Below are 26,747 nucleotides of genomic sequence, written 5' to 3' on the forward strand. Positions count from 1 at the left end.
GGAAAGTCAGGTGCTGCACATGCGCGTTTTATTGGCTGAAGATGATCAATTGCTGGGGTCTGGCCTCCGGGCGGGTTTGCAGCAACAAGGTTTTCAAGTCGACTGGGTTCGAGATGGTGTGGCGGCTCAGCGAGAATTGTTGACCGGTGTTTATCAGGCTTGCGTGCTTGATTTGGGTTTGCCCAGACAGGATGGCATGCAATGTCTGGCCGCGGTCCGGCAACAAAAAATCACGACACCTGTGTTGATCCTGACCGCTCGTGATGGTGTGCCCCATCGCATCGCCGGGCTGGATGCCGGAGCGGATGACTACCTCGTCAAGCCTGTGGATTTGATGGAATTGGCTGCACGTTTGCGCGCTTTGGTGCGCAGAGCCCATGGTGTGTCAGAACCCACGCTGGAGGCAGGTGCCTTGCGAATGGACCCTGCTTCGCGACAAGTTTGGTTGGGTGATCGCTTGATCGACTTGTCTTTGCGCGAATATGAGGTTTTGCAAATTTTCATGCTTCATGCCGGGCGGGTTTTGACCCGCACCCAGATTGAGCAGCAGCTGTATCAGTGGGGCACCGAGGTCAGCAGCAACACGGTAGAGGTTCATATTTACAACTTGCGCAAAAAGCTGCGCTCGGATGTGATCGAAACTTTGCGGGGTGTGGGCTATATGCTGCCGCAGCAGGTCAAGCCTGCCCCAGTTACCGGCCACAAAGGCACGGCATGAAGTCCTGGTCACAATCTTCCTTGCAATGGCGGTTGACATTCAGCCTGTTGATGGCAACCGGCCTGATTTGGTTGCTGGTGTTGGTGATGACCTGGTTCAAGACGGAGCATGAGCTCAGTGAACTGCTGGATGCCCATCTAGCCCAAACGGCCGCTGTGCTCGCGGTTCAAACAGACGATGCGCATGACGATGATTTCACGACCGCAGCGGTACTGCACAAATACCAGCCGCGCGTCGCCTTCCAGATCTGGCACGACAAGGCTTTGATGGCGCGTTCAGCCGGAGCCCCGATAGCACCTTTTGCACCCTTGGGGCAAAGCGGTATTTCCGATCAATGGCAAGGCCAGAAGTACTGGCGGGTCTTTGCAACGCCCGGACGTGAAGAGGATGTTTGGGTGGTGGTGGCCGAGTTGCACTCGGCGCGCAACGATATTTTGATGGCCGGATTGCAGTCTGCCATCGTGCCCATGCTGCTGGCCCTGCCTGTTCTGGCTTTTCTGATTTGGGGCGCGATCTTCAAGTCGCTTGCACCATTGCGTCAATTGAGTCTGTCGGTGTCTCAGCGGCATCCCGATGCCCGGCAGCCACTGAGCGAGCAGGTTTCGGCAGAGGTCAAGCCTTTGGTTGAGGCGCTCAACCGTTTGTTTGAGAAGATGGCCTTGCAAATGGAGGGGGAGCGACGTTTCACAGCCGATGCCGCGCATGAATTGAGAACGCCGATTGCCGCGATCCGCATGCAGGCCCAAGTGGCACGCGGCGCACATGAGGACATTGACCGAAAGAGCGCCCTGGATGCCGTGTTGCAAGGCTGTGATCGCGCCACACGCCTGGTGGCGCAGTTGTTGCAGTTGGCCAGACTGGAGGCCGATGATGCCGCTGGAGGTGTGGGCCACTGCGATGCCGTGATGGAAACCCGCACGACTTTGGCAGACTTGGGGTCACAGGCTTTGGCCAGATGGCAGAACCTGAGTCTGAACGCACCAGAGAGTTTGCCCCTTGCCATGCCGCCTGGTTTGGTGGGGGTGCTTGTGGGCAACTTGGTTGATAACGCCCAGCGCTACAGTCCTGAAGGGGCGAGTATCCATGTGCAATGGCATGCCACACCACGGCCGCAACTGGTGGTGCAGGACAGTGGTCCGGGGTTGAACACTGCGGATTTGGCGCGCTTGGGTGATCGCTTTTTCCGTGTGGCTGCCAATGGTGCAGATGGCAGTGGCTTGGGGTGGTCCATCGTGCGGCGCTTGGCGCAGCGTTACCGCTTGCAGGTGGTGGTTGATCGGAGTGCCGAGCTTGGGGGCTTGCGTGTGGTGGTGACCTGGCCCGAGGTGTGAAGCAGAGCCGTTCGAGATGGCGATGTGGCTGAACGGATCAATGTGGCTCTTTGGATTTTTGTGGCCATGCTGCGACCACCCACTGCAAAACCGCGACGCTGATCAAACTGAGCAGACCTGAGCCCATGGCGATGACCGTGGGCCCAAGCGGTAAGGGCTCAAACTTCAAGGGGGTAGACAGCCAAGGCCAGTGGATGGCCAAAGCCAGAAATGCCATGGCCAAGCCGATCACGGCATAGGCTGTGCGGTTGGGGGTGCGCCAACTGCGCCAAAATTTTCCACCGCCAGCCCGGTTGGCCAAGATGAGCGCTGCATTGCCTGCGATCAAGGTGATGAAAACCATGGTGCGGATTTGTTCCACACTCAAAACGGCGGTAAACACCGAGCCATAACCGGCATGCGCCGCAAAAAATGTCAGTGCCACACTGGCCAATACGCACAAGCCCTGGCCCATGGCCAAAGCGATGGCATCGCCACCAAACAAGGGTGCGCGGGTGTCGCGTGGCGGTCTTTGCATCACGTCGGCTTCGGCAGGTTCGTTTTCAAATGCGATCGAGCATGCAGGGTCAACCACCAACTCCAGCAGGGCCACATGCAATGGCAACACCAAGGGTGGCCAGCCCATCACCATGGGCAAGAGTGCGATGCCTGCAATGGGAATGTGGATGGCAAAGATGTAACCCATGGACTTTTGCAGATTGCCAAAGATGCGTCTGCCGACACGGATGCCTCGTACGATGGACGCAAAGTTGTCGTCGACCAGGATCAGGTCTGCTGCTTCGCGCGCAACGTCGGTCCCGCGTGCGCCCATGGCCACACCCACATGCGCGGCTTTCAAGGCCGGTGCATCGTTCACGCCGTCGCCGGTCATGGTGACCACGTCGCCATCTGCTTGCAGCGCATGCACGATCCGCAACTTCTGGTGTGGTGAGATGCGAGCACAAACCGTCACACGGGGCAGGATTGTGCGCAATTGCACATCGCTCAGTTGGTCCAGTGCATCACCTGTCAGGGTTTCGCCATCGGGCAGGCCGGCTTGAGTTGCGATCACGCGCGCGGTGGTCGGATAGTCCCCGGTGATCATGATCACCCGAATACCCGCAGATTGGCATTCGGCCACGGCTTGGCGAATCTCAGCACGCAGCGGATCGGTCAAGCCCATCAGTCCCAGCCATTGAAAGTCGAAAGCATGTGGGGTTTCTGGCCAGTCGTCGCCCACAAAGCGGCTTTGTGCCACGGCCAAAACACGCAAACCTTGTGCCGCCATGTCATCTGCTGCGCGGCCCCAGATTTGGCGTTGTGCCTCTGTCAGATGGCACAGGTCCATCACTGCTTCGGGGGCTCCTTTGGCTGACACGCTGCGTGCAGGGCCGGCATCCATTTTCCAAATATGCGACATGGCTTTCAATGCAGGGCTGAGTGCGTAGGTTTGCACCAGCGCCCAGTCGCTGTGCAGGTGACCGGTGTCGCTCAAATGCTGCTGACCCATCGTGTGAAAAGCCGTTTCCATGGGGTCAAACGGTTCGGGGGCGCTGGCCAAAATGGCGTGCTCGACCAAAGCATGAAATGCTTCAGACAGTTCACCTGCCGCTGTGTTCCAAGTTACGACTTCTGCTGGCTCGGACGGGGAGTGGTTGGGGTCAGGGTATTTCGGTACCGCCAGTGCAGTCACTGTCATGCGGTTTTCCGTCAAGGTGCCGGTTTTGTCGGTGCACAGTACGCTGGTGGCACCCAGTGTTTCAATCGCATTGATGTGCCGGGTGAGCACGCCTTCATGTGCAAGGCGGTGCGCTCCCATGGCCGGGAAAATCGTGAGCACCACCGCATATTCTTCAGGCAGTATGGCCATGGCCAGTGCAATGCCAGACAGCAGTGCAGGCAACCATTGCCCTGTCCGTATGCCCAAGGTGATCACCATGGCCACACACAAAACACCCACGATGCCAGCCAGTACTTTGACCAGCCGTGCAGTTTGCTTTTGCAGTGGTGTGGCGTCTGTGTGCAGCTGGGCCAGTGACTGGCCGATGCGTCCGATCTGACTTTGGTTGCCCGTGGCCGTGACTTCGGCCAAGCCCTGGCCCCTCACGACAAAGGTGCCTGCGCTGACGGTGCCGCGGACTGAGGCCTTGCCATTGGCCAAGGGGGCTTTGTTGACAGGCACCGATTCACCGGTTAACAGGGATTCGTCGATTTGCAGATGATCAGAACGGATGAGGCGGCCATCAGCCGCGACCCGGTCGCCCTCTGACAACATCAGCCAATCTCCGACCACCACATCGCGCGCGGGCACTTTGAGGGCTTGGCCTGAACGCACCACTTGGGCATAGGCTTGGGTCAGGTCGCGCAAGGCCTGTATCGATTTTTCTGACTTGCCCTCTTGGTAAAACGTGAGTGCCAAAACGGCCAGCACAAAAACGGACAACGTCAGGCCCTCCGTCAAATCACCCAAAAAGATGTAAAGCAAGGCCGCGATGCACAGCAAGGCAAACATGGGCTGACGCAGTATGTCGAGGCTGCGCCGCCATAACGATCTTGGCGGTGTCTGCTGGATCTCGTTGGGCCCGTACGCGGTCAAGCGTTTTGATGCTTCGGTTGTCGTCAGACCGCCAAGAGTGTTAAGGTGATTTGCAGGCATAAGAGCACTGACTGTGCCGCGTTGGAGAATGTGCTGGCTTGATGCGGGTCAAGTCCCTTGAAGAGGGTGCCTGGGGTTGGTGCCCAATTTTTCTGAAAGACGATCATGAACGCCAATATCAATGAATTTCTGGAGCGCATCCGTCAATTGGAAGCCGATATGGAACAGGAAATTCAGCTTCGCAGGCAGCAACTGCAAGTGGACTTTGACCAACGCAAAGTGAAGTTCGAAAAGGAAGTTCTGGCCCAACAACGACGCTTCAAGGAGGGGCTGCTTCGCTATGTGTTGACAGCGGACTGGCGGCATGTGCTGAGCGTGCCTTTCATTTACCCCGTGCTCTTGCCCATGGTTTTGCTGGATTTCTTTGTCACCCTGTACCAATGGGTTTGCTTTCCTTTGTATCGGATTGCGCGTGTCAAACGGTCAGACTATTTTGTGTATGACCGAACACATTTGGCGTATTTGAATGTGCTTGAAAAAATCAATTGCGCCTATTGTTCTTATGCCAACGGCCTGATCGCTTATTGCCGCGAAGTGGTGGGCTTGACCGAGCAATACTGGTGCCCCATCAAGCACGCACGCCGGGTGATGCAGGCACATCCTCACTACCATGGGTTTGCAGATTATGGTGATGCCGAAAATTACCAAGCTGAATTGGCACGCTTGCGTGCCGAGTTGATGAACATGCGGCAGGGCGATGCCGGGTCAAACCTTTGAGGGGGGCTGTCTGAGACCGTAAACACAAAGCGGGTGAATACGGACCATGCCTTCAAACCCTGTCACGCTATCGACACCCCCTTGGGTGCAAGGTGAATACAGTTACCCCTATGAAAAAATTTGAAACATTGGCCGATTTGGCCGCCTGTGTCGGCCAGCATGTGGCTACCACCGAGTGGGTAGACATTACCCAGCAGCAAGTCAACCAGTTCGCCGAGGCGACAGGCGACCACCAATGGATCCATGTGGACGTGGAGCGGGCACAGCAGGGGCCCTTTGGTGCGCCCATTGCCCATGGCTTTTTGACGCTGTCTTTGTTGTCTCAGTTTTTTGACAAGACCATCGTGGTGTCCTCTGTACGCATGGGGGTCAATTACGGCCTGAACAAGGTGCGCTTCATGGCACCGGTGCCCGTGGGCAGCCGCTTGCGAGCGCATTTGCATTTGCATTCCGCCACCCCGATTGAAGGCAATGGCCTGCAATTGCAGTGGAACGTCACGCTGGAGCGTGAGGGCAGCGACAAACCCGTTTGTGCCGCCGAGTCGCTGGTGCGTCTTTACGCCTGAGCGTCGCCGCCGGCTTCCAGGCTGGCGCCCCCAAAACCGTTTTGACGCCATGCCTCGAACACGGTGACGGCCACCGCGTTCGACAGGTTCAGGCTGCGCTGGCCTTCGCGCATGGGCAGCTTGATGCGTTGCTCGGGCGCAAATTGCTCGCGCAACTCAGGTGCTAGACCTCGGGTTTCTGAGCCAAAAACCAGCCAGTCGCCTGGCTCGAACGCCACACCGTGCACAGCGCGGCTGCCCCGGGTGGTCAGGGCAAACATGCGTTGGATCGCAGGCTTTTCGTGGGTCAGGAAAGTCGCCCAATCGGCGTGACGGCGCAGTTGCGCGTATTCGTGGTAATCCAGACCTGCTCGGCGCATGTGTTTGTCGTCCATTGAAAAACCCAAGGGTTCGATCAAATGCAGTGTGCAGCCGGTGTTGGCAGCCAAACGGATGATGTTGCCCGTGTTGGGGGGAATTTCGGGTTCGACCAAGACAATGTGAAACATGGAGGGTATTGTGCCTTGGCCCTGCCTGCGCCTATGCCTCGATGGCAGCCTCGTGTGTGTCAGCCTTCCTGTTCGGCCTCTGTGCGCGCCAGCACAAGCGCGCAAATGTGCGCTGCACCGGCTTGTCGCAAAGCCAGGGCAGCGGTGTGCAGTGAGGCCCCGCTGGTCATGACATCGTCCACCAGAACCAGTCTCCGGCCTTTGATTTCGTGCGTTCGCAAGGGGTCAACAGCAAAGGCCCCTGCCAGATTGGACAGCCGCTCAGCCCTTGGCAGGGTACGTTGAGCCAGGGTGTGGCGTGTGCGCAAAAGCAAGCCTGCATCGGTTTTGTTCGGACTGAGCTGTTGGGCCAGCAGCAAGGCCTGGTTGTAGCCACGCTCGGAAAGGCGTTGTGCTGACAGCGGAATGGGCAGCACCCAGTCGGCGGCATCCAGCACGTCTTCAGCGCTGGTGGCGCTCACCATAAGGGTCGCCAGTGGACCTGCCCAGCCTGCGCCTTGGTGAAATTTGAAATCTGCGATCAGTTGGGTCCAAGGCCAGCTGTAGGCGGTCGCTGTCAGGCACTGGTCCAGTGGAGGAGGGGCGGTCAGGCATGCACCGCATCGTTGGGCCTTGCTGGGCAAGGGCAAAGCACAAGTGCGGCACCTGTGCAGCGGAGGGGCAAAACGGCTGATGCAGGTATCGCACAATGGGGCTTGCGGCCAACTGCGGCAGATGGCGCAGCGGCTGGGCAGCCAACCCCAAGCCCTGTCGGGGTGGTGTACTGCAGGCGTTGAGCCTATCCCCCTGAACCATTTGGGCCACATGGAATCAATATACTGCCGCCTTGGCTTGACCACAAGCGCGGCACCCCGATGTTTGTTGGAGGCCAGGCTTTTCTCTTTTTTGACCATGTCTGCACCCGAACGTCCTCCTTCGCTTGACCCTGTTGCTGCAGCCCGCTGGGCTGCGCATCCTGTGGGGGAGGCCTCCCCCTGGCTGCACGAAGAGGTGGCCTCTCGCATGCTGGATCGGTTGGACTTCATCAAGCAGCAGCCCCGTCAATGGGTCCATTGGGAGCCTTTGCGTGGCGGCTTGCAGGCTCATGAGGCTTTGCGACAGCGTTATCCGCAGGCGCAGGTCTGGCTCAGCGGTGACCAGTCTACTCAGACTTTACGGGCGAAGTCCTTGTTGAAATCGCGGTGGTGGCAAGTGGCACGCTGGACGGAGCCCCGCATTCAGACTGGTTCGCCACCTGAGGGGCAGGCGCAAATGTTGTGGGCCAACATGTTGTTGCACACGTCAGCCTATCCCCAGAATTTGCTGAAAACCTGGCATCAGGCGCTGGCCGTTGACGGTTTTTTGATGTTTTCCTGTTTGGGGCCTGACACTTTGCGGGAGTTGCGCGGTGCCTACGCGCAATGGGGCTGGCCTGAGCCAGCGCATGAATTCACCGACATGCACGATTGGGGGGACATGCTGGTGGAAGCGGGCTTTGCCGAGCCTGTCATGGACATGGAGCGCATCACCCTGACTTATGAGACGCCAGAACGCATGCTGGCCGAATTGCGTGAATTGGGCCGAAATCTGCATGTTCAGCGTTTTGCCGGTTGGCGGGGTCGCCGCTGGCGTGATGCACTGCTTGAGCTTTTGATGACCTTGGCGCGTCCAGAAGAGGGCGGGCGACTGTCGCTGAGCTTTGAAGTGGTGTATGGCCATGCCCTCAAACCCCAGCCGCGTGCCAGGCTGAGTGCGCACACGGAAATCGGACTGGATCAAATGCGACAAATGCTGCGCACCCCTGCCGGCATATCCGACAAAGTTTGAGTTAAATCAAAACCCCTTCGTAACTCGGGTAAAATCCGCCCGAATTTAGCCAGAATACGTGCCCAAGGGCATGTTAGGTTATTGAAAGTTGACGCGTGTCAAATCCCACTTACCAGTTTGCACAAGAGTCTGGCCCAGCCATTCATTGGCGGCTCAGGCGCAATTGCTCGGTGACGCCGGCCCAATTGGGGTGGCTTTATCTTTCGTTGTGTGCGCTGTCGCTGGGCATTGGCGTGTTCTTCTGGTTGCAGGGGGCTACTTTGGTGTTGGCCTTTGCAGGTTTGGAAATCACGCTGGTGGGTGTGGCCTTTTTGGCCTATGCCCGACACGCAGCCGATGGCGAATGGATTTCATTGCAGGGCGCAAGCCTTGTCGTGGAATGCGAATCCGCGGGGCGCCGTGAACGAGCAGAGTTTGCGCGTCAATGGGTGAGGGTCGAGCCAAAGTCTGGCGACCACAGTCTGATCGAGTTGTCAGGCCAAGGTCGTTCGATTGAGGTGGGGCGTTTCGTGCGTCCCGAGTTGCGCCAAGTGCTGGCGCGAGAAATCAGAAGGGCATTGCGCACTGCGTGATGCTGGTAGGCAAGATTGGCCTGTGCTGGTCTTGTCCATGGTGTGAGTTCAACAGAGACTTGGAAGTTAGTGAGAACCATGAAGAATATTTCCAACCAATTGGCTTCGCTGCTGTCGCGTGCGGGCATTTTTGTCGGCGCTTGGCTGGCCACTGCCGCCCACGCGGTCCAAGATTTGCCGGGCGGCCCTTCGGTCAACCAGCTCAACTTTGCCGCTCCGGTGACCAAGATTGCTGAAGAACAGCATTGGCTTCACTGGATGATGTTGATCATCTGCACGGTGGTTTTCATTGCCGTGTTTGCGGTCATGTTTTATTCCATCTGGAAGCATCGCAAATCAGTGGGTCACAAGCCTGCTACTTTCACCGAATCGGTGACGGTGGAAATTGTCTGGACTGCAGTGCCGTTTCTGATCGTGATCTTGATGGCGTTGCCTGCGACCAAAGTGCTGGTTGCCCAGAAAGACACCACCAACGCTGATTTGACTGTCAAAGTGACGGGTTATCAGTGGAAGTGGGGCTATGACTACATCAAAGGCGAAGGTGAAGGCCTGAGCTACATCTCGACACTTGATTCTTCCCAGCGCGCCATGTCCGATGCGGGCAAGCCAGAAGGCGACAACTATCTGTTGAAGGTGGACAACCCCTTGGTTGTGCCAGTGGGTCAAAAAGTGCGTGTGATCACCACCGCCAATGACGTGATTCATGCTTTCATGGTGCCTGCTTTTGGTATCAAACAAGATGCCATTCCTGGTTTTGTGCGTGATACATGGTTCCGCGCTGAGAAAACAGGTGACTTCTACGGTCAATGTGCCGAGTTGTGTGGCAAAGAGCACGCTTACATGCCCATCCATGTGAAAGTTTTGTCCGCACAAGACTACGCTGCTTGGGTCGTGGCCGAGAAGAAAAAACAATCTGCCAAAGCCGATGATCCAAGCAAAGTCTGGGCATTGGATGATTTGTCCAAGCGCGGTGAAAAGGTGTATGCGGCCAATTGTGCTGCTTGCCACCAAGCCAACGGCAAAGGTGCTGGTGCGATCAAGCCCGTGGATGGTTCTGCGGTAGTTCTGGATGCCGACAAGTCCAAGCAAATTGCAGTGTTGCTCAATGGTCAAAATAACGGCGCCATGCCCGCATGGAAGCAGTTGTCTGACACCGAGATCGCCGCTGTGATCACCTATACCAAAAACAACTGGTCCAACAAGACCGGGCAAATCGTGCAGCCGGCTGAAGTCCTGGCCGCCCGCAAATAAGCCGTACCGTATTCAAATCAAAGGAAATCAAGATGAGTGCCGTTCTAGACCATCACGATCACGCCCATGACGATCACGGTCACGCGCCTGCGGGCTGGCGTCGTTGGGTGTATGCCACCAACCACAAAGACATTGGTACTTTGTACCTGTTGTTCAGCTTTGCCATGCTCATGATTGGTGGCGTGCTGGCGCTGGGCATCCGTGCCGAGTTGTTCCAGCCAGGCCTGCAAGTGGTCAATCCTGAGCTGTTCAACCAGTTCACCACCATGCACGGCATCATCATGGTGTTCGGCGCGATCATGCCGGCCTTTGTCGGCTTTGCGAACTGGATGCTGCCCTTGCAAATCGGCGCGTCTGACATGGCCTTTGCCCGCATGAACAACTTCAGCTTCTGGCTGATGATTCCTGCTGGTGCCATGTTGGTGGGTTCTTTCTTCATGCCCGGCGGCGCACCTGCTGCGGGTTGGACCTTGTACGCACCTTTGACCCTGCAAATGGGTCCTTCCATGGACGCTGGTATTTTTGCCATGCACATCCTGGGTGCTTCGTCCATCATGGGTTCGATCAACATCATCGTGACCATCTTGAACATGCGCGCGCCTGGCATGACTTTGATGAAGATGCCCATGTTCGCTTGGACATGGTTGATCACTGCTTACCTGCTGATCGCTGTGATGCCCGTGTTGGCTGGCGCGATCACCATGACCCTGACAGACCGTCACTTTGGTACCAGCTTCTTCAACCCCGCCGGCGGCGGTGACCCTGTCATGTACCAGCACATCTTCTGGTTCTTCGGTCACCCCGAGGTCTACATCATGATCTTGCCGGCTTTCGGCATCATCAGCCAGATCGTGCCTGCTTTTGCACGCAAGAAGCTGTTCGGCTACGCCTCCATGGTGTACGCGACTTCTTCGATCGCCATTTTGTCGTTCATCGTGTGGGCGCACCACATGTTCACGACTGGTATGCCTGTGACCGGTCAGTTGTTCTTCATGTACGCCACGATGTTGATCGCGGTGCCGACTGCTGTGAAGATTTTCAACTGGATCGCCACCATGTGGCGCGGCTCCATGACGTTTGAAACCCCCATGCTGTTTGCTGTGGGCTTCATCTTCGTGTTCACCATGGGTGGTTTCACGGGTCTGATCCTGGCGATGGCTCCTATCGACATCCAATTGCAAGACACGTACTACGTGGTGGCTCACTTCCACTACGTGTTGGTGGCAGGCTCCTTGTTTGCTTTGTTTGCAGGCTTCTACTACTGGGTGCCCAAGTGGAGCGGCGTGATGTACAACGAAACACGCGGCAAGATCCACTTCTGGTGGTCGCTGATTTCCTTCAACGTCACTTTCTTCCCCATGCACTTCTTGGGTCTGGCTGGCATGCCCCGTCGCTATGCCGACTACCCCATGCAGTTCACCGACTTCAATATGGTCGCTTCTGTGGGTGCCTTCTTCTTCGGCTTTGCGCAGGTTTACTTCTTCCTGTTCGTCGTGGTGCCAACCATGCGCGGTCAAGGTGAAAAAGCACCTCAAAAACCTTGGGAAGCAGCCGAGGGTCTGGAGTGGGAAGTTCCATCCCCAGCACCTTTCCATACTTTTGAGAACCCACCCAAGCTGGACGCTACTGCGACCCGCGTGATTGGTTGAACCTCATGGCCATGACACCAGAGCAAAGAAAAAGCAATGTGCGCCTGGGCCTGATTTTGGCCTCGGTCGCTTTGACCGTGTTGCTGGGTTTTGTGGCCAAGTTGTTGTTGCTCAATTCTTGAGAGACCTAAGATGAACCTGCGCGGTGAAAATCTGAAGATGGTGGGCAAGCTGGCGGTGGTGACCGCAGGCATGTTCTGCTTCGGTTACGCGCTGGTGCCCATCTACAAGGCCATTTGTGAAATCACGGGCATCAACATCCTGTCGATTTCCGAGACCCAGATCCCAGGTAATGCCAAGGCAGGGAAAGCGGCCGAGGTCCTGCGCAACAGCCAAGTCGACACCACACGCACGATCACCGTCGAGTTTGACGCCAATGTGCGTGGTCCCTGGCAGTTCAAGCCTGAAAAGCGATCCATGCAGGTTCACCCAGGTGAGCTGAGCACCGTGATGTACGAGTTTCAGAATGTGCAAAACCGCCGCATGGCGGCGCAAGCCATTCCCAGTTATGCACCTCGTCAGGCAGCCAACCATTTCAACAAGCTCGAGTGCTTTTGTTTCAATCAATACACACTCGAGCCTGGTGAAAAGAAGTCTTGGCCAGTGGCATTTGTGATTGACCCCAAGTTGTCCAAAGACGTGACGACCATCACGTTGTCGTACACCTTTTTTGAAGTGGGTGGCAAAACGCCAGCTGCGCCGTTGGCATCTGTGGCTCAACCCATCTCCCCCGTGATCAAAACAGGGGTGGGTTCATGAGCATGCAACCACCAAAGACCTCGGAAAGAGCCAGTTTGTTGCGAACTGTTCAGGCCGTTCTTTGGTCATTTATCGGGGTTCGCAAGAATACCGATTACCAGCAAGATATTGAAAAGCTCAACCCGTTCTACACCATTGGTGTGGCGATTGCAGCTGTATTGTTGTTTGTTCTAGGGCTGATCGCCTTGGTCAATTGGGTCGTTGTCCAGCCAACTGGACTTTGATCCGCAAGATTAGATTTCGAAAGAAGAGAGAGCAGGAGTCACCATGAGTTCAGCAGCACACGGCACAACGCCTTATTACTACGTGCCACATGAGTCGCGCCATCCCGTGATGGCCGCCATTGGTTTGTTTTTTGTCATTCTGGGCGCAGGTCAATGGATCAATGGTGCCGATTGGGGCATGTATTCGCTCTATTTTGGACTGGTCTGGTGGTTGACCGTGTTGTACCAGTGGTTCAAAGAGGCGGTGGGTGAGAGTGAAGGCGGTATGTATGGTCGCAAAATCGACCTGTCTTACCGTTGGAGCATGACCTGGTTCATCTTCTCCGAAGTCATGTTCTTCGGCGCATTCTTCACTGCGTTGTGGTGGGCCCGTTCGCACTCTGTGCCCGCATTGGGCAGCCTCGAAAACGCCTTGCTCTGGCCAGACTTCAAAGCCGCTTGGCCAAGCCTGGTCGCTGGTGCGACGACATCGCCGGCGGGCATCATTGAGCCCTTCCAGACCATGGGCCCATTCTGGTTGCCCACAATCAACACGGCTTTGTTGTTGACTTCGGGCGTGACTTTGACGGTTGCGCACCACGCTTTGCAACACGGTGATCGCAGCAAGACCATCAAGTTCATGTGGATGACGGTGCTTTTGGGTGTGACTTTCTTGTTTGTTCAGGGTTATGAATACGCTCACGCTTGGGGTGACCTGAATTTGAAGCTTTCTTCGGGCATATACGGCTCCACCTTCTACATGTTGACCGGCTTCCACGGTTTCCACGTGCTGGTGGGCATGCTCATGCTGTTGTTCATCACTTTGCGCTTGCAAAAAGGCCATTTCACCAAAGAGCGTCACTTCGGTTTTGAAGGGGCGGCCTGGTACTGGCACTTTGTGGACGTGGTGTGGCTGGGCTTGTACATCCTGGTTTACTGGATGTAATGCACACAGCCAGCAACAAAAAAGCGCCGAGGCGCTTTTTTGTTGGTGCATCAAGAGGCCGTGTTTCAGGCGCCAGGTGGTATGCCTGTGGGTTGAATCCAGCCCATCTTCCATGAAATCAGCACACAAACAAAGAGCACAATCGACAAGCCCACACGCAAGGCCAAAGCGGTCGCCATGCTGCCTTTTGGCGGCGGTGCACCCTCTTCGCGAGGGGCTCGCATCATGTAGATCAAGGCCGAAGCCAAACTTGCCAAGATGGCGATAAAAGCGATTGCAACCAGAATTTTCATAACCGGCATTATCAATGAGTCAGCAAACCCCTGCTTGGCAACGCATCCTGGTCCTGATGGTGGCCCTGTTGGGCGTGGCTGTCACCGTGTCGTTGGGCCTGTGGCAATTGGGGCGTGGAGCCGAAAAAATGGCTTTGCAGCAGGCCAAAGACCAGCAGTCGGCTTTGGCGCCTCTGGATGGGCGTACGCTGGGCGGCATTTCGGATTCGGTGGCCAATCGACAAGGCGTGCTCTACCGTAAGGTGGTCCTCACAGGTCATTGGCAAGCAGAACACACGGCCTACCTGGAAAACCGCCAGATGCACGGAAGACCTGGATTTTTTGTCATGACACCGTTCAAGGTGGCCGAAACCGGAACCCTTGTGTTGGTCCAGCGGGGCTGGGCGTCTCGTTCGTTCACGGACCGGGCGGCTTTGCCTGCCATCGTCACCCCCGGCGGTGAGGTGCAAGTGGTCGGGCATTTGGCCCCATGGCCTTCACGGCTGTATGACTTTGGTGGTGTCGAGGAGGGCCCGATACGGCAAAATCTCGACTTGCCGTTGTTCAGGCAACAAACGGGCTTGCCCTTGCTGGAAATCAGTGTGCTTCAGCAAGGCGCTGCATCGGAAGGTTTGTTGCGTGATTGGCCCGTTGTGGCCAGTGGTGTCGAAAAGCACCACGGATATGCTTTTCAATGGTTCGGGCTCAGTGCCTTGATCGCTTTACTTTATGTCTGGTTTCAAATTGTCCAACCCCGTCGAAAAAAACGCACTGCCTGACGGCCCGCTCAGCATGACCGTGCATTCCATTCCGCAGCCTGGTGAAGTGGCGCAGGCAGATGGCCAGCGCACACGCGTGGGTCGATGGAAGATGGTGGCCTTGATGTTGGTGTGTGCTGCACCTGTCATGGCGTCGTACTTCACGTATTACGTGTTGCGTCCTGAGGCACGTCGCAATTACGGTGAATTGATTTCGCCGCAGAAAGATTTGCCACAGGCCGAGGCGATGAACCTGAAAGGTGAACGGGTGCCTTTGGCCGACCTGAAAGGCCAGTGGTTGCTGGTCACGGTGGCCCCGGGTGCTTGTGACGATCATTGCCAGAAGAATTTGTATTTTCAGCGCCAATTGCGTGAAATCATGGGCAAAGAAAAAGACCGGCTGGATCGCGTCTGGCTGGTGAGTGATGACGCGCCTGTGCCTGAAACTCTGATGCCCGCCTTGAGTCAAGCCCATGTGCTGCGCATGGCGCCTGCTGTGTTGCAGGCGTGGCTCAGTCCAGCGCCGGGCCATGCATTGCAAGACCACTTGTATGTGGTGGACCCGATGGGCAATTGGATGATGCGCTTCCCTGCGAACATGGATGTGGCCAGTGCGTCCAAGGCCAAGAAAGATCTGGAGCGCTTGCTGCGTGCCTCTGCATCTTGGGATCAACCAGGACGCTGAGCCATGACCGATGTCGAGTTGTACAACCTGCAGCCTGTCTTTCACCTCATGGGGGTGGGTTTGGCTGTGGCCGCCTTGCCCTTGGGGTGGCTGGCTTGGCGACAACGCCACGCAGCGCCTTCGCGCCGCCTGCAGGCCTTGACCGTGTTGACGCTGTTCCTCACTTTCGACCTGGTGCTGTTTGGCGCTTTCACGCGTTTGACCGACTCGGGCTTGGGCTGTCCGGATTGGCCTGGTTGCTATGGCAGCGCCAGCCCCGTGGGTGCCCAGGTGCACATCACTGCGGCACAGACCGCCATGCCCACAGGTCCGGTGACCCACGGTAAAGCCTGGGTTGAAATGATCCACCGTTATCTGGCGACGGGGGTTGGCGTGTTGATTCTGACCTTGGCCGCCATGACCTGGTGGCAGCGCCTGCGACAAACGACTTCGGCGGTCAGCCCTTGGTGGCCCACGCTGACGCTGGTTTGGGTTTGCTTGCAAGGTGCATTTGGTGCCCTGACCGTCACAATGAAGCTCTTCCCTTTCATCGTGACCTTGCATCTGATGCTGGGCATCGGCCTGTTGGCTTTGCTCATGGCTCAGGCCGTGCGTTATGACGGCTGGCAATCGCGCACAGTTTCCCCGGGTTTGCGCAAGGGCTTGTGGCTGGCTTTCGCATTGCTCGGGGTACAAATTGCCTTGGGCGGTTGGGTCAGTACCAACTATGCCGTGCTGGCATGCCCGGACTTTCCGACCTGCAACGGCCAGTGGGTCCCCGAAATGAACCTGCAAGGATTCGCTTTGTGGCGCGAACTGGGGCTCGCAGCAGATGGTCAAATCCTGCCATTCGCTGCCTTGTCGGCACTTCACTTTGTGCACCGCAGTGCCGCTTGGGTGGTTTTGGCGGTGTTGGTTGCGGTGGCTTGGCGTTTGCGCCAAGTGCCGGGCATACAACGCGCAGGACAGGTGTTGTTGGCTTTGTCGGCGTTGCAATTGCTCACGGGCGTGAGCAATGTGGTGTTCGAGTGGCCACTGATCGCTGCTGTGCTGCACACCGGAGGGGCTGCGGCCATGGTGATGTCATTGACCTGGGTGCTGGCCAGCAGCCGGTCAGGTATTTTTGTTGTTTCTGATGTGCCGTCCAAAGCGAGACATCCTTCTTTTGATTCAAGGCCTGCTGCATGACTGCTGCGACTGCTTCTCTATCGACTTGGCGCCAGTATTACGCGCTGACCAAACCCCGTGTGGTGCAACTGATCGTGTTTTGTGCACTGATTGGCATGGTGCTGGCTGTACCCGGTGCCCCTGGCCCGCAGGAATTGTGGCTTGGGCTCTGGGCTTGCGCAGGGATCTGGCTGGTGGCAGGCGCTGCCGCAGCGTTCAACTGCCTGGTTGAGAAAACGATCGATTCCAAAATGAAACGCACAGCTTGGCGTCCGACGGCCAAGGGGGAGTTGAGTGACCGCCAGGCCTTGTTGTTTTCAGGTCTGTTGTGTGCTGTGGGCTCGGCCGTGCTTTACGTGATGGTCAACCCCTTGACCATGTGGCTGACGTTTGCCACCTTTGTGGGTTACGCCATCATTTACACCGTGATCCTGAAACCGCTCACGCCGCAGAACATTGTGATTGGTGGAGCCAGTGGTGCCATGCCACCCGTGTTGGGTTGGGCCGCCATGACGGGTGATGTCGGCCCTGAAGCGCTGATTTTGTTTTTGATTATTTTCTTGTGGACCCCCCCGCACTTCTGGGCACTGGCCTTGTACCGCGTGGAGGACTACCGCAAATCGGGCCTGCCCATGTTGCCCGTGACCCATGGCAACGAGTTCACCCGCTTGCAAATTTTGTTGTACACCGTGGTCTTGATGGCCGCTTGTTTGATGCCTTTTGTGTACGGCATGAGTTCGTGGCTTTACCTCGGTGTGGCCGTGGTGTTGAGTCTCGGCTTCATGGCCTATGCCATCGCTTTGTATCGGGCCTATTCGGACGAGCTGGCCCGCAAGACCTTCCGTTTTTCCCTGATTCACCTGAGCGCCTTGTTTGCCGCGCTGCTGGTGGACCATTACCTTTTTTGAGTTGCCATGAACAAACGTCAATGCTTAGGGGCTTTGTGCCTGTGGGTTATGTTGGGTCTGAGCGGCTGCGGCAAAGACAAACCGGCTTTCAAAGGAGTGGACATCACGGGCGCTGACTATGCCCAAGGTTGGGAGCTGACCGATCACAACGGTCAGGTGCGGACCTTGAAAGACTTTTCAGGCAAAGCGGTGGTGGTATTTTTTGGGTACACACAGTGTCCTGATGTGTGTCCTACATCCATGCAAGAGATGGTGGAGGCCAAGCAGTTGCTGGGGGCTGATGCAGACAAGCTGCAAAGCGTCTTCATCACGGTGGACCCGGAGCGCGACACTACCGAATTGCTCAAAGCCTATCTGGCCAATTTTGGGCCCGATTTTGTGGCCTTGCGCCCCACACCCGAGCAGTTGACCAAGGTCACCAAGGATTTCAAGATCTATTTCAAAAAGGTCGAAGGTAAAACGCCAACCAGCTACACCATGGACCATTCGGCTGGCAGCTTCACCTTTGATCCGCAAGGGCGTGTGCGCTTGTACAACCGTTACGGCAGCGGCGCTGCGGCACTGGCCCAAGATGTGAAGATCTTGCTCAAGGGCCAGTGACGAGCCCCTACGGCACTGCAGGTCGGGGCAGTGCTTTCAGGGGCTTTGAATGTTCTGATTGCGGATGATTTGGCCCAGCGCTTGCGTGTCGGCCTCGATCCGGTTGCGTAAACCTTCTGGCGATGAGCCCACCACCTGCCAGCCCTGTTGAAACAACCTCGCGCGCATGTCAGGTGAACGCACGATTTCGCTGATCACGGCCGACAGCTGCTTGGCCACGGGTGTGGGCATCGAGACGGGGGCAGCCAAGGCATTCCAGATTTCCAATTGGTAATTCTTCACACCGATTTCTGACAGGCTGGGCACCTCAGGCGCTACAGAGCTGCGGCCGGTACTGGTGCTGCCGATGGCACGCAGCTTTCCGCCACGCACTTGCGCTGCTGCCATGGCTGGAGGGAGCAAGGCCAATTGAATTTGACCACCGATCATCGCTGTCACGATTTGAGGGTTGCCGGGGTAGGGCACGTGCACGGGGGCGATGTTCGCCTTTGTTTTCAGCAACTCCATGCCCAAGTGCGCCACAGTGCCCACTCCGGGTGAGGCATAGCTGAGTTGGTCACCCGCTTTTTGGGCTTGGCTCAGCCATTCTTGAGCTGTTTGTCCGGGCGCATTGGTCGGCACCGTCAGCACCAAGGGCGCTTTGCCAATCAAACTGATTGGGGCTAAATCTTTCAGTGGGTCATACGGCACCTTGGGGTTCAGGATGCGGGCGATGGTCATGTTGCCGTTGATCATCAGGCCCAAGGTATGTCCGTCGGTCGATTTCGCAACGAAGTCGGCGGCGATGTTGCCGCCAGCGCCGACCTTGTTTTCGACGATCACGTTTTGCCCCAAAGCTTTGGACAAAGGTTCCGCCAAAGCACGAGCCGTCAGGTCGGGGCTGGAGCCTGCCGGGAAACCGACCACCAGGCGCACCGTCTGTGTGGGCCATGGCGCATGCGTCGGGGCGGCCCATGCAGGGGCCAGTCCCAAAGCCAAAGCAGCGCCAAGGATTCGACTCAAATGGCGGCGAGAAAAACCTGTGGGGATGTGATCGGTCATGTCAGGATCTTTCAATTGAATGGCCCCGACTTTAGCGCACCGCAGACCAAAAAATACCCGAACCAGGCCGGGTATATGAATCCATGTTCGCCCACGGGCGCGATGGTCAGGCGAACTCGACCAGCGCCTTTTTCATCTTTTTCATGGCCGCGACTTCGATCTGGCGGATGCGCTCGGCGCTCACGCCGTACTCGTCAGCCAGGTCGTGCAGCGTCATACCGCCTGAGCCATTGTCGTTGACCTTGAGCCAGCGCTCCTCGACGATGCGGCGGCTGCGCTCGTCCAGTGCATTGAGCGCAGTGGCCAAGCCGTCGCTGGCCATCACATCACGTTGATGCGCTTCGATCATGGCGGTGGGCTCGTGGTTCACGTCGGCCAAATAAGCAATTGGGCCAAAAGACTGCTCGCCATCGTCGGAAGGTGCCGGGTCCAGCAACACATCGCCCCCGGACATGCGCATTTCCATTTCCATGACTTCTTCGCGTTTGACGTTCAGGTTGTGGGCCATCACATCAATTTGCTCGGGTGTCAGGGTGTCCCGGTGTGTACCGTCTTCGGCTTCGGCTTTAAAACCTTGCTTCATCGAGCGCAGGTTGAAAAACAGCTTGCGCTGGGCCTTGGTGGTGGCCACCTTGACCATGCGCCAGTTTTTCAGGATGTACTCGTGAATCTCAGCCTTGATCCAGTGCAATGCGTAGCTCACCAAGCGCACGCCCTGATCCGGGTCGAAACGCTTGACGGCTTTCATGAGGCCGACGTTGCCCTCCTGAATCAGGTCGCCGTGAGGCAGGCCATAGCCCAGGTATTGGCGTGACACCGACACCACCAAGCGCAGGTGCGAGAGCACCAGCTTGCGTGCCGCTTCGAGATCGTCGTTGGCTTTGAGTTGACGGGCTGCTTCTTGCTCTTCCTCGAGGGTGAGCATGGGCATGCGGTTGACCGCAGAAATGTATGCATCGAGGTGGCCGAGCGAGGGCACCACCGCCCAAGGATTGCTCAGCGTGATGGCTGTGGCGGGGGAACCAGTTTGAATGTTCATACCAGAACTCCTTTCAGAATACCGAGATATTAGCACTCTGGGCGGTCGAGTGCTAAAGGCGTCCCTGATGGCATGCTGAAATCAGGGTTTTCCCGAATTCTGAACTTAGGCGGGGCAGGTGTCTGTGTGCTTAAAGACAGGCTTTAGCTCAACAGTGCTTGGGCAAACTCCCGGGCATTGAAGGTTTCGAGGTCTTCCAGTTTTTCGCCCACCCCAATGAAGTACACGGGAATCGGCTTTTCGCGTGCAATGGCGCACAGCACCCCGCCCTTGGCGGTGCCGTCCAGCTTGGTCACGATCAGGCCCGTCAGGCCCAGCGTGTCGTCAAAGGCTTTGACCTGGGCCAGGGCGTTTTGACCGGTGTTGCCATCGATCACCAGCAGCACCTCGTGCGGGGCGGTGCCATCGGCCTTTTGCACCACGCGCTTGATCTTTTTCAGCTCTTCCATCAGGTGGGTTTGGGTGGGCAGACGGCCCGCCGTGTCCACCAGCACCACATCGCGACCGCGTGCGCGGCCAGCGCTCACCGCGTCAAAGCTCACGGCCGCCGGGTCTCCGCCTTGTTGGCTGACGATCTCCACCGTGTTGCGGTCGGCCCAGACGGCCAGCTGCTCTTTGGCGGCGGCGCGGAAGGTGTCGGCGGCAGCCAGCAGCACGCTCAGGCCTTCGTCGGCCAGGTGCTTGGTCAGCTTGCCGATCGAAGTGGTCTTGCCCGCGCCGTTCACACCCGCCACCATGATCACGGTGGGCTGGTGGTCGCCAATGGCCAGCGGTTTTTGCAAGGGTTGCAGCAGGTCGGTGATGGCGTCGGTCAGCAGGGTTTTCACCTGTGAGGGGTCGGTGGCCTTGGCTTCTTTGACGCGGCGCTTGAGGTCTTGCAGCAAATGCTCGGTGGCTTTGACGCCGGTATCGGCCATCAACAAGGCGGTTTCCAGCTCTTCGTACAGTTCGTCGTCGATGCGGGTGCCGGTGAAGACGGTCGTGATGCTGGAGCCGGTTTTGCGCAAGCCCGCCTTCAGGCGGTCCAGCCAGCCTTGGCGGGCGGCAGGAACGTTTTCAGCGCCGTTTGGAGGGGGTTCTGCTTGGCGGGCAATGGCAGGGTTGGCAGCAGCCGTGGGCTGCACCGCTGTAGTGGAAACCCCGGCGTCAGGCGTTTGCGCGGGCTGTGGCCATGGCGCAGTAACGGATTGGGCCTCTGGGGCAGGGGATTTTTTTTTGAAAAAACTGAACATGGTGTGGATTTCAAGGATCATGCATTCTATGAAACCGAACTTTCTTCTGGATATTTCTCTGGCGATGGCCCTGCTGGCAGCCTCCTGGAGCGCTGGGGCACAAGTCTCAATGGGCCTTGCAAGCCCTGTAAGTCCGGCACCGGGGGCTTCGAGCAGTCTGACCACGCCAGTTCACACCTTCACTTTAGCCAACGGCATGACGCTGTGGGTCAAACCCGACCGCCGCGCTCCTACAGCGGTGCACATGGTCTGGGTGCGTGTGGGCTCGATGGATGAGGTGGATGGCACCAGTGGCGTGGCGCATGTGCTGGAGCACATGTTGTTCAAGGGCACGCCCAGTCTGGCAGCCGGGGAGTTTTCTCGCCGTGTGGCCGCTTTGGGTGGGCGGGAAAACGCCTTCACATCCAAGGACTACACCGGTTATTACCAGCAAATCCCATCCAAGAAGCTCGAAGCCGTGATGCGCCTAGAGGCGGATCGTTTTGCCAACAACCAGTGGCCCGATGCGGAGTTTGCCAAGGAGCTGGAGGTGGTCAAGGAAGAGCGCCGTATGCGCACCGATGACAACCCCCGTGCCCAATTGCACGAGATGCTGTCGGCTACTGCCTTGTCTGCGTCGCCGTACCGCCGCCCCATTGTGGGCTGGATGAGCGACTTGGACGCCATGACGGCACAAGACGCACGCGATTTTTTCCGCAAGTGGTATGCGCCAGGCAATGCGGTGGTGGTGGTGGCCGGGGATGTCGATCCGCTACAGGTGAAGTCGCTGGCTGAAAAATACTACGGCACCATCCCCGCGCGGCCCGTAGCCGATCGCAAGCCCCAGCAAGAGCCCGTGCAGCAGGGTGTGCGGCGTTTGGAGTTCAAAGCGCCCGCCGAGCAGTCTTATGTGGCGCTGGCCTTCAAAGTACCGCGCTTGGCCAGTCTGGAGGTCACGCCCGAGCACGACGATGCCCTGGCCTTGACGGTGCTCGCTGCCGTGCTGGACGGCTACAGCGGCGCACGCCTGGAGCGCAGCCTGACCCAGGGTGACAAACGGCTGGCCGACAGCGTGGGTGCGCACAACGGGCTGATGGGCAGAGGCCCGCAGTTCTTTTATCTGGACGGTGTGCCCGCCAAGGGGCAAAAACCTGAAGCGCTGGAGGTGGCCTTGCGTGCACAGGTCCAGCGCGTGGCGACAGATGGTGTGACCGAGGCGGAATTGCAGCGTGTCAAAACCCAGTGGGTGGCCAGTGAAATTTACAAACTGGATTCGGTGTTCAACCAAGGGCGTGAATTGGGCGTGGCCTGGACTTTGGGCTTGCCACCGGATTACAGCGCGCAATTGATTTCGCGTTTGCGTCAAGTGACGCCAGCACAGGTGCAGGCCGTCGCTCAAAAATATTTTGGAGACGACAGCCTCACGGTCGCGATTTTGCGACCCCAGCCTTTGTCAGGGCAGCCGCGTGCACGACGTGCAGTTCCCGGTGCCCGGCATTGAGCCACCGTTATTTCATGAAAGTCAAAAGCAAAATGACCTTGATTCCTTACCCGTCGGTCATGTCGCGTTTTCTGGTGCACTCGGTTTTGGCGCTCTCAGGCTGGTGTGCTGCTGGTTGGGCGCAAGCCGCTTTGCCGATTCAGCACTGGACACAAGCAAGCGGTGCCCGTGTGTATTTGGTGGAAAGCCACGCCATCCCCATGGTCGATGTGCAGATTGACCTGGATGCCGGCAGCCGACGCGATCCCTCCACCCAAGCTGGTTTGACATCGGTGATGGCGGGGCAAATTTCCAGCGGCATGCGTGCAGACCTTGCTGGCAAGGGCCCCTATGCACAGGCGCTGGATGAAAACCAGATCGGGGAAGCTTGGGCTGATTTGGGCGCCAGTTTCTCGAGCAGCGCCAGCGCTGACCGTTTGAGTTTTGCCTTGCGCAGCCTGAGTTATCCGGATTTGCTGGGCAAGGCGGTGGCTTTGGCTGCCCGGCAAATGGCGAACCCGTCTTTTCCCGAAGACGTTTGGCTGCGCGACCGGGAACGCATGTCCGCCTCCTTGCGCGAGTCTTTGACCCAGCCAGGCACGCTGGTGCAAAACAGCTTCGCTGCCGCGGTGTATGGCCTCCATCCCTACGGATACCGTGTCACCCCCGAGTCTTTGTCACGCATCGATGTGAAAGACTTGAAGGCGCAGCACGCCAGGTCGCTGCGCGCTTGTCGCGCATCGGTCAGTGTGGTGGGTGCGCTGACCCGTGCTCAGACCGATCAACTGGTTCAGCGTTTGTTGGCAATGTGGCCTGCCGACGCCGCTTGCCAAGCATTGCCAGCGGTGCCCGAGGTTCAGCCATTGGCTGAACCCCGAAACCTGAATGTGGTTTTTGATTCCGCCCAAGCCCATGTCTTGATTGGTCAGCCGGGCTACAAACGCAACGACCCGGATTTTTTCCCGTTGCTGATCGGCAACCACATTTTGGGTGGCGGCGGCTTTGTGTCGCGCTTGACCGAACAGGTGCGCGAAAAGCGAGGACTGAGCTACAGCGTGTACAGCTATTTTTCGCCGGGCTTGCATGCGGGGGCTTTCACCGTCGGCCTGCAAACCCGGCCAGACCAGGCAGCGCAAGCCGTGACCGTGGCCAAGGAGGTGGTGCAGGCCTTTGTGAGCGAAGGTCCGACCGAGGCCGAGTTGCAGGCTGCCAAATCCAATTTGGTGGGGGGCTTTGCGCTGCGCATTGACAGCAACCGCAAGCTGCTGGACAACGTGGCCAACATCGCCTGGAACCGTTTGCCATTGAATTACCTGGACACCTGGACCCAGCAAGTGGAACGTGCCACCGTGACCGATGTTCGCCGCGCCATGGCGCGGGTGCTGCAACCCCAACGCATGGTCACGGTGGTGGTGGGGGCACCCACGCCCTGAATGTCAAATATGGGTCGCAAAATACGGTACGTGCCGCATGTGCAAGGTCAGCCCCAAAGCAGCCATGTGGTTGTCGTTGCGCCCCAAAATGGTCTGAGCCAAGGGTAAAAAATCCTGCTCCTCCAATTTGGCGTGAGCTTGGTAGCGCTGAACCAGTGATTCCAGCGCCAACACGTTCAGCGTTGTGTCTTGGCCTTTGGCGACTTTACGCAAACCGGGCTCCAGCGACTCCCACAGTTTCTCAAGCGCTCTGTGGTCGTGCGTCAGTTGTTCCACCAAGCCCTCTACCCGCAGGCGTTCGACACCTGCGTCAGCGCTTTGGCGAACAGCAGGGAAAAGGTCTTTTTCTTCTTCGCTGTGGTGGCTGTACATGGCTTTGCTAAAGAAGGCCAAGGAGTCTTCTGCGATTTTCCGGGCCTGGGCGGCAGGGCCCAGCAAGGCAGGCAGGTCCCCCACGCGCGACAGCTGGGCAAAAATACCCAAGTGGCAGTTGGAGAAGTGTGAAATAGGGGCTTCTGTATCAGATGTGTTCATGGGGGTTTCTCTTAAACGTCTATCGATGTTTCACTTTAGATTCAAGCCGCAATGCGGCCAAGCAGCAGTTTCTATTTTTTTGATGTAAGTCATGTTGACTCATGCAAAAAAAGAGATGACACCTGTGTGGGATGGGGCAAGGAAGTTGTAGGGGGTGTTTGCACAAGAAACATGGCGTTACAACTGCACGTCTCTGGCGGTCATCAGCGCACGATCGGGTCGCGTTGTAGTTGCAAGTTCAACAAGGTGTTGAACTGAAAACCTGAATCAAGGACATCTCTCATGAACAAGCTGCTCGCCACCCTCGTCGCCGGTTTCTTTGCTGTCGGTGCATTTGCCCAAGCCCCCGCTGCTGCGCCCACTGTGGCCGCGACACCTGCTGCAGCTGTTGCGCCAGCCAAGGTCGAGGCCAAAGATGTGAAGGCCGACGCAAAAGCCGATGCCAAAGTCAAAGCCGAGAAAAAAGCCGCCGCCAAAGCGGAAAAGAAAGCAGCCAAAGCAGCCGCCAAGGCTGATGCCCCAGCGGCCAAGGCCGAAGCCAAAGCGGATGTCAAAACCGCTCAACCCAAGTGAGCTGAATGGCCAGGCCTCGGCCTGGACGCAGGCTTCAGAAAAAGACCAGCTGCGTGCTGGTTTTTTTCTGTCTGTGTGTCGTGCAGGGTGCGGGTCTTCGTGGATGAGCCGGCAAATCGCCTGGCTTCATGGCCTTTACACTTGCTGCCTATGCCCTCATCCAAATCTTCACGGCAGTCGCCCAGCGGCAATGCCCGCAAACCTGATGCCAAAAAGCCGGTGCACCGTGCGCCCAAAGGCCCACCTTCGCACGAGATCCGGATCATCGGTGGGCAGTGGCGCCGCACTCGGCTCAAGGTGATCGACAAACCGGGCTTGCGCCCCACACCCGACCGCGTGCGCGAAACTCTTTTCAACTGGTTGGGCCAAGACCTGAGTGGCTGGCGCTGTGTGGACGCGTTCGCAGGCACCGGCGTGCTGGGCCTGGAAGCCGCTTCGCGTGGCGCAGCCCATGTGCTGATGGTCGAGCAAGACGCTGTGCTGGTGCGTGATTTGCAAGAGAATGCTGCGCGCCTGAAAGCCGACAGGGTCAACGTCCAGCGGGGTGATGCTGTCACGGCTTTGGGCCGCTTGCCTGCGGGCAGCGTGGACCTGGTCTTTCTCGACCCACCGTTTGACGGACCCTGGTTTGAGCCCGCCCTGAAAGCAGCGGCCAAGGCCGTGCCTGCGGGGGGCTGGATTTATCTGGAAGCGCCTGTGGCCTGGACCGCTGAAGCACTGGGTGTATTGGGGCTCCAATGTGAACGCCACCTCAAAGCAGGTGCCGTGCATGCGCATTTGTTGCAACGGGCCGCATAATTTGCCGGCCAAGCTACCTAAAACCCGTCCCCGTTTTTCAAGGACCCCACCATGAGCCGATCTGCCAACGCCGCTGTGACCGCCGTGTATTCAGGCACCTTTGACCCGCTGACGCTGGGGCACGAGGACGCGATTCGCCGCGCCGCTCAGCTCTTTGACCAAGTCATCATCGCCGTGGCCCGGGCGCACCATAAAAACACGATGTTCTCTTTGGACGAACGGCTGGCTTTGGCGCAAGCCGCGCTGGCCGATTGCCCCAACGTGAAGGCACTGCCATTTGATGGCTTGATTGTGGAGTTTGTGCGTTCGCAAAACGCCCAGGTCATCGTGCGCGGCCTGCGCTCGGTCACCGATTACGACTACGAAACGCAAATGTCGGGCATGAACCGCCATCTGGCCCCCGAGGTGGATACCGTGTTTTTGCACACCAGCGCGGGCGTGCAGCACATCAGCAGCACCTTGGTGCGCGAAATTTCCAAACTCGGCGGCGATGTGTCGGGGCTGGTGTCAGCCCCCGTGCTCAACGCCTTGCAAGCCAAGGTGGCGACCAAGCACTGAAGGGGCATGTCGGGGCTGAAGCCGCCGACCTACCAGAGACGCTCCCTGTAGGTCGGACCTTCAGGTCCGA

30 protein-coding genes are annotated in these 26,747 nt (G+C 57.8%); 22 read left to right on the forward strand and 8 right to left on the reverse strand.

All coding sequences use genetic code 11. The features are described from left to right. The first annotated feature begins 19 nt into the window (after positions 1–19). The gene (locus B9Z37_RS08905) at positions 20–718 is read left to right on the forward strand and encodes a response regulator (RefSeq protein ID WP_108312982.1); all 699 of its coding nucleotides are present in this window, start codon (positions 20–22) and stop codon (positions 716–718) included. Further along, complete coding sequence (locus B9Z37_RS08910) at positions 715–2,049, forward strand: ATP-binding protein (RefSeq protein ID WP_108312680.1); 1,335 nt, start codon at positions 715–717, stop codon at positions 2,047–2,049. Before B9Z37_RS08905 ends, B9Z37_RS08910 begins: the two co-directional genes overlap by 4 nt. Positions 2,050–2,086: 37 nt before the next feature. Here the strand turns inward: B9Z37_RS08910 and B9Z37_RS08915 are convergent, their stop codons facing one another. Beyond that, complete coding sequence (locus tag B9Z37_RS08915; RefSeq protein WP_108312681.1) at positions 2,087–4,684, reverse strand: cation-translocating P-type ATPase; 2,598 nt, start codon at positions 4,682–4,684, stop codon at positions 2,087–2,089. 105 nt (positions 4,685–4,789) lie between these two features. On the opposite strand from B9Z37_RS08915, the gene B9Z37_RS08920 reads away from it, so the two are divergent. Continuing rightward, complete coding sequence (locus tag B9Z37_RS08920) at positions 4,790–5,401, forward strand: hypothetical protein (RefSeq protein WP_108312682.1); 612 nt, start codon at positions 4,790–4,792, stop codon at positions 5,399–5,401. Positions 5,402–5,511: 110 nt separating this feature from the next. After that, positions 5,512–5,967: a MaoC family dehydratase gene (locus tag B9Z37_RS08925; protein ID WP_108312683.1), complete on the forward strand. Its 456-nt coding sequence runs from the start codon at positions 5,512–5,514 to the stop codon at positions 5,965–5,967. Here the strand turns inward: B9Z37_RS08925 and trmL are convergent. Further along, a complete protein-coding gene (gene trmL, locus B9Z37_RS08930; RefSeq protein ID WP_108312684.1) occupies positions 5,958–6,455 on the reverse strand; it encodes a tRNA (uridine(34)/cytosine(34)/5-carboxymethylaminomethyluridine(34)-2'-O)-methyltransferase TrmL in 498 nt (165 codons plus the stop codon). The two genes, B9Z37_RS08925 and trmL, sit on opposite strands and share 10 nt — an antisense overlap. 59 nt (positions 6,456–6,514) lie before the next feature. After that, entirely contained in the window at positions 6,515–7,078 is a 564-nt protein-coding gene (locus tag B9Z37_RS08935) for a ComF family protein (RefSeq protein WP_338066590.1), read from the reverse strand. 268 nt (positions 7,079–7,346) lie between these two features. On the opposite strand from B9Z37_RS08935, the gene B9Z37_RS08940 reads away from it, so the two are divergent. The 8 genes from B9Z37_RS08940 (at position 7,347) to B9Z37_RS08970 (ending at position 13,641) form a co-directional block, all read left to right on the forward strand. Then, positions 7,347–8,261: a biotin synthase gene (locus tag B9Z37_RS08940; protein ID WP_108312686.1), complete on the forward strand. Its 915-nt coding sequence runs from the start codon at positions 7,347–7,349 to the stop codon at positions 8,259–8,261. A 95-nt stretch (positions 8,262–8,356) separates the two neighbouring features. Next, positions 8,357–8,833, forward strand: a complete 477-nt coding sequence (locus B9Z37_RS08945; RefSeq protein WP_108312687.1) for a DUF2244 domain-containing protein — start codon at positions 8,357–8,359, stop codon at positions 8,831–8,833. 78 nt (positions 8,834–8,911) lie between these two features. After that, positions 8,912–10,084 carry a cytochrome c oxidase subunit II gene (gene coxB / locus B9Z37_RS08950; RefSeq protein WP_108312688.1) on the forward strand — a complete coding sequence of 391 codons (1,173 nt, stop codon included), beginning with the start codon at positions 8,912–8,914 and terminating at the stop codon, positions 10,082–10,084. A gap of 32 nt (positions 10,085–10,116) precedes the next feature. Further along, on the forward strand, positions 10,117–11,733 hold the full coding sequence (gene ctaD / locus B9Z37_RS08955; RefSeq protein ID WP_108312689.1) for a cytochrome c oxidase subunit I: 1,617 nt from the start codon (positions 10,117–10,119) through the stop codon (positions 11,731–11,733). A gap of 5 nt (positions 11,734–11,738) precedes the next feature. Then, positions 11,739–11,855 (forward strand): cytochrome oxidase small assembly protein, encoded by a 117-nt coding sequence (locus tag B9Z37_RS14660; RefSeq protein ID WP_407067231.1) that lies wholly within the window; start codon positions 11,739–11,741, stop codon positions 11,853–11,855. A 10-nt stretch (positions 11,856–11,865) separates the two neighbouring features. Further along, positions 11,866–12,492 carry a cytochrome c oxidase assembly protein gene (locus B9Z37_RS08960; protein ID WP_108312690.1) on the forward strand — a complete coding sequence of 209 codons (627 nt, stop codon included), beginning with the start codon at positions 11,866–11,868 and terminating at the stop codon, positions 12,490–12,492. Then, positions 12,489–12,716: a DUF2970 domain-containing protein gene (locus tag B9Z37_RS08965; protein WP_108312691.1), complete on the forward strand. Its 228-nt coding sequence runs from the start codon at positions 12,489–12,491 to the stop codon at positions 12,714–12,716. The genes B9Z37_RS08960 and B9Z37_RS08965 overlap by 4 nt, the downstream gene beginning before the upstream one ends. Before the next feature lie 43 nt (positions 12,717–12,759). Further along, a complete protein-coding gene (locus B9Z37_RS08970; RefSeq protein ID WP_108312692.1) occupies positions 12,760–13,641 on the forward strand; it encodes a cytochrome c oxidase subunit 3 in 882 nt (293 codons plus the stop codon). 65 nt (positions 13,642–13,706) lie between these two features. Here B9Z37_RS08970 and B9Z37_RS08975 read toward each other — a convergent pair whose 3' ends face one another. Further along, on the reverse strand, positions 13,707–13,934 hold the full coding sequence (locus tag B9Z37_RS08975) for a twin transmembrane helix small protein (RefSeq protein WP_108312693.1): 228 nt from the start codon (positions 13,932–13,934) through the stop codon (positions 13,707–13,709). A 14-nt stretch (positions 13,935–13,948) separates the two neighbouring features. On the opposite strand from B9Z37_RS08975, the gene B9Z37_RS08980 reads away from it, so the two are divergent. Genes B9Z37_RS08980 through B9Z37_RS09000 form a run of 5 tightly spaced genes read left to right on the forward strand, consistent with a single transcriptional unit; the run spans position 13,949 to position 18,010 of the window. Beyond that, entirely contained in the window at positions 13,949–14,692 is a 744-nt protein-coding gene (locus B9Z37_RS08980; protein WP_108312694.1) for an SURF1 family protein, read from the forward strand. Further along, positions 14,643–15,356, forward strand: a complete 714-nt coding sequence (locus tag B9Z37_RS08985) for an SCO family protein (protein ID WP_108312695.1) — start codon at positions 14,643–14,645, stop codon at positions 15,354–15,356. The genes B9Z37_RS08980 and B9Z37_RS08985 overlap by 50 nt, the downstream gene beginning before the upstream one ends. A gap of 3 nt (positions 15,357–15,359) precedes the next feature. Continuing rightward, entirely contained in the window at positions 15,360–16,523 is a 1,164-nt protein-coding gene (locus tag B9Z37_RS08990; protein WP_108312696.1) for a COX15/CtaA family protein, read from the forward strand. Next, positions 16,520–17,410: a heme o synthase gene (gene cyoE / locus B9Z37_RS08995; protein ID WP_108312697.1), complete on the forward strand. Its 891-nt coding sequence runs from the start codon at positions 16,520–16,522 to the stop codon at positions 17,408–17,410. Before B9Z37_RS08990 ends, cyoE begins: the two co-directional genes overlap by 4 nt. A gap of 6 nt (positions 17,411–17,416) precedes the next feature. After that, a complete protein-coding gene (locus B9Z37_RS09000; protein WP_108312698.1) occupies positions 17,417–18,010 on the forward strand; it encodes an SCO family protein in 594 nt (197 codons plus the stop codon). A 36-nt stretch (positions 18,011–18,046) separates the two neighbouring features. Here the strand turns inward: B9Z37_RS09000 and B9Z37_RS09005 are convergent, their stop codons facing one another. The 3 genes from B9Z37_RS09005 to ftsY all read right to left on the reverse strand — a co-directional run bounded on the left by B9Z37_RS09005 (position 18,047) and on the right by ftsY (position 21,322). Next, positions 18,047–19,051, reverse strand: coding sequence for a Bug family tripartite tricarboxylate transporter substrate binding protein (locus B9Z37_RS09005; RefSeq protein ID WP_108312699.1), 1,005 nt, complete (start codon positions 19,049–19,051; stop codon positions 18,047–18,049). Between the two features lie 106 nt (positions 19,052–19,157). After that, positions 19,158–20,090 carry an RNA polymerase sigma factor RpoH gene (gene rpoH, locus B9Z37_RS09010; protein ID WP_108312700.1) on the reverse strand — a complete coding sequence of 311 codons (933 nt, stop codon included), beginning with the start codon at positions 20,088–20,090 and terminating at the stop codon, positions 19,158–19,160. Between the two features lie 143 nt (positions 20,091–20,233). After that, positions 20,234–21,322, reverse strand: a complete 1,089-nt coding sequence (ftsY, locus tag B9Z37_RS09015; protein ID WP_108312983.1) for a signal recognition particle-docking protein FtsY — start codon at positions 21,320–21,322, stop codon at positions 20,234–20,236. Between the two features lie 28 nt (positions 21,323–21,350). Here ftsY and B9Z37_RS09020 point away from each other — a divergent pair, with 28 nt between their 5' ends. Together B9Z37_RS09020 and B9Z37_RS09025 are read left to right on the forward strand one after the other, a co-directional pair. Next, on the forward strand, positions 21,351–22,802 hold the full coding sequence (locus B9Z37_RS09020; protein WP_108312701.1) for a M16 family metallopeptidase: 1,452 nt from the start codon (positions 21,351–21,353) through the stop codon (positions 22,800–22,802). Between the two features lie 59 nt (positions 22,803–22,861). Continuing rightward, positions 22,862–24,214, forward strand: a complete 1,353-nt coding sequence (locus B9Z37_RS09025; RefSeq protein WP_108312984.1) for a M16 family metallopeptidase — start codon at positions 22,862–22,864, stop codon at positions 24,212–24,214. Positions 24,215–24,217: 3 nt separating this feature from the next. Here B9Z37_RS09025 and B9Z37_RS09030 read toward each other — a convergent pair whose 3' ends face one another. Further along, the gene (locus B9Z37_RS09030; RefSeq protein ID WP_108312702.1) at positions 24,218–24,748 is read right to left on the reverse strand and encodes a hemerythrin domain-containing protein; all 531 of its coding nucleotides are present in this window, start codon (positions 24,746–24,748) and stop codon (positions 24,218–24,220) included. A 282-nt stretch (positions 24,749–25,030) separates the two neighbouring features. Between B9Z37_RS09030 and B9Z37_RS09035 the strand changes: the two genes are divergently transcribed. From B9Z37_RS09035 to coaD, 3 genes are all read left to right on the forward strand, one after another. Beyond that, on the forward strand, positions 25,031–25,321 hold the full coding sequence (locus B9Z37_RS09035; RefSeq protein WP_108312703.1) for a cell envelope biogenesis protein TolA: 291 nt from the start codon (positions 25,031–25,033) through the stop codon (positions 25,319–25,321). A 150-nt stretch (positions 25,322–25,471) separates the two neighbouring features. After that, positions 25,472–26,119: a 16S rRNA (guanine(966)-N(2))-methyltransferase RsmD gene (gene rsmD, locus B9Z37_RS09040; RefSeq protein WP_108312704.1), complete on the forward strand. Its 648-nt coding sequence runs from the start codon at positions 25,472–25,474 to the stop codon at positions 26,117–26,119. 51 nt (positions 26,120–26,170) lie between these two features. Next, complete coding sequence (gene coaD / locus B9Z37_RS09045; RefSeq protein WP_108312705.1) at positions 26,171–26,677, forward strand: pantetheine-phosphate adenylyltransferase; 507 nt, start codon at positions 26,171–26,173, stop codon at positions 26,675–26,677. The last annotated feature ends 70 nt before the right edge of the window (positions 26,678–26,747 follow it).

This window comes from Limnohabitans parvus II-B4, from assembly GCF_003063455.1.
Lineage (GTDB): Bacteria > Pseudomonadota > Gammaproteobacteria > Burkholderiales > Burkholderiaceae_C > Limnohabitans_A > Limnohabitans_A parvus.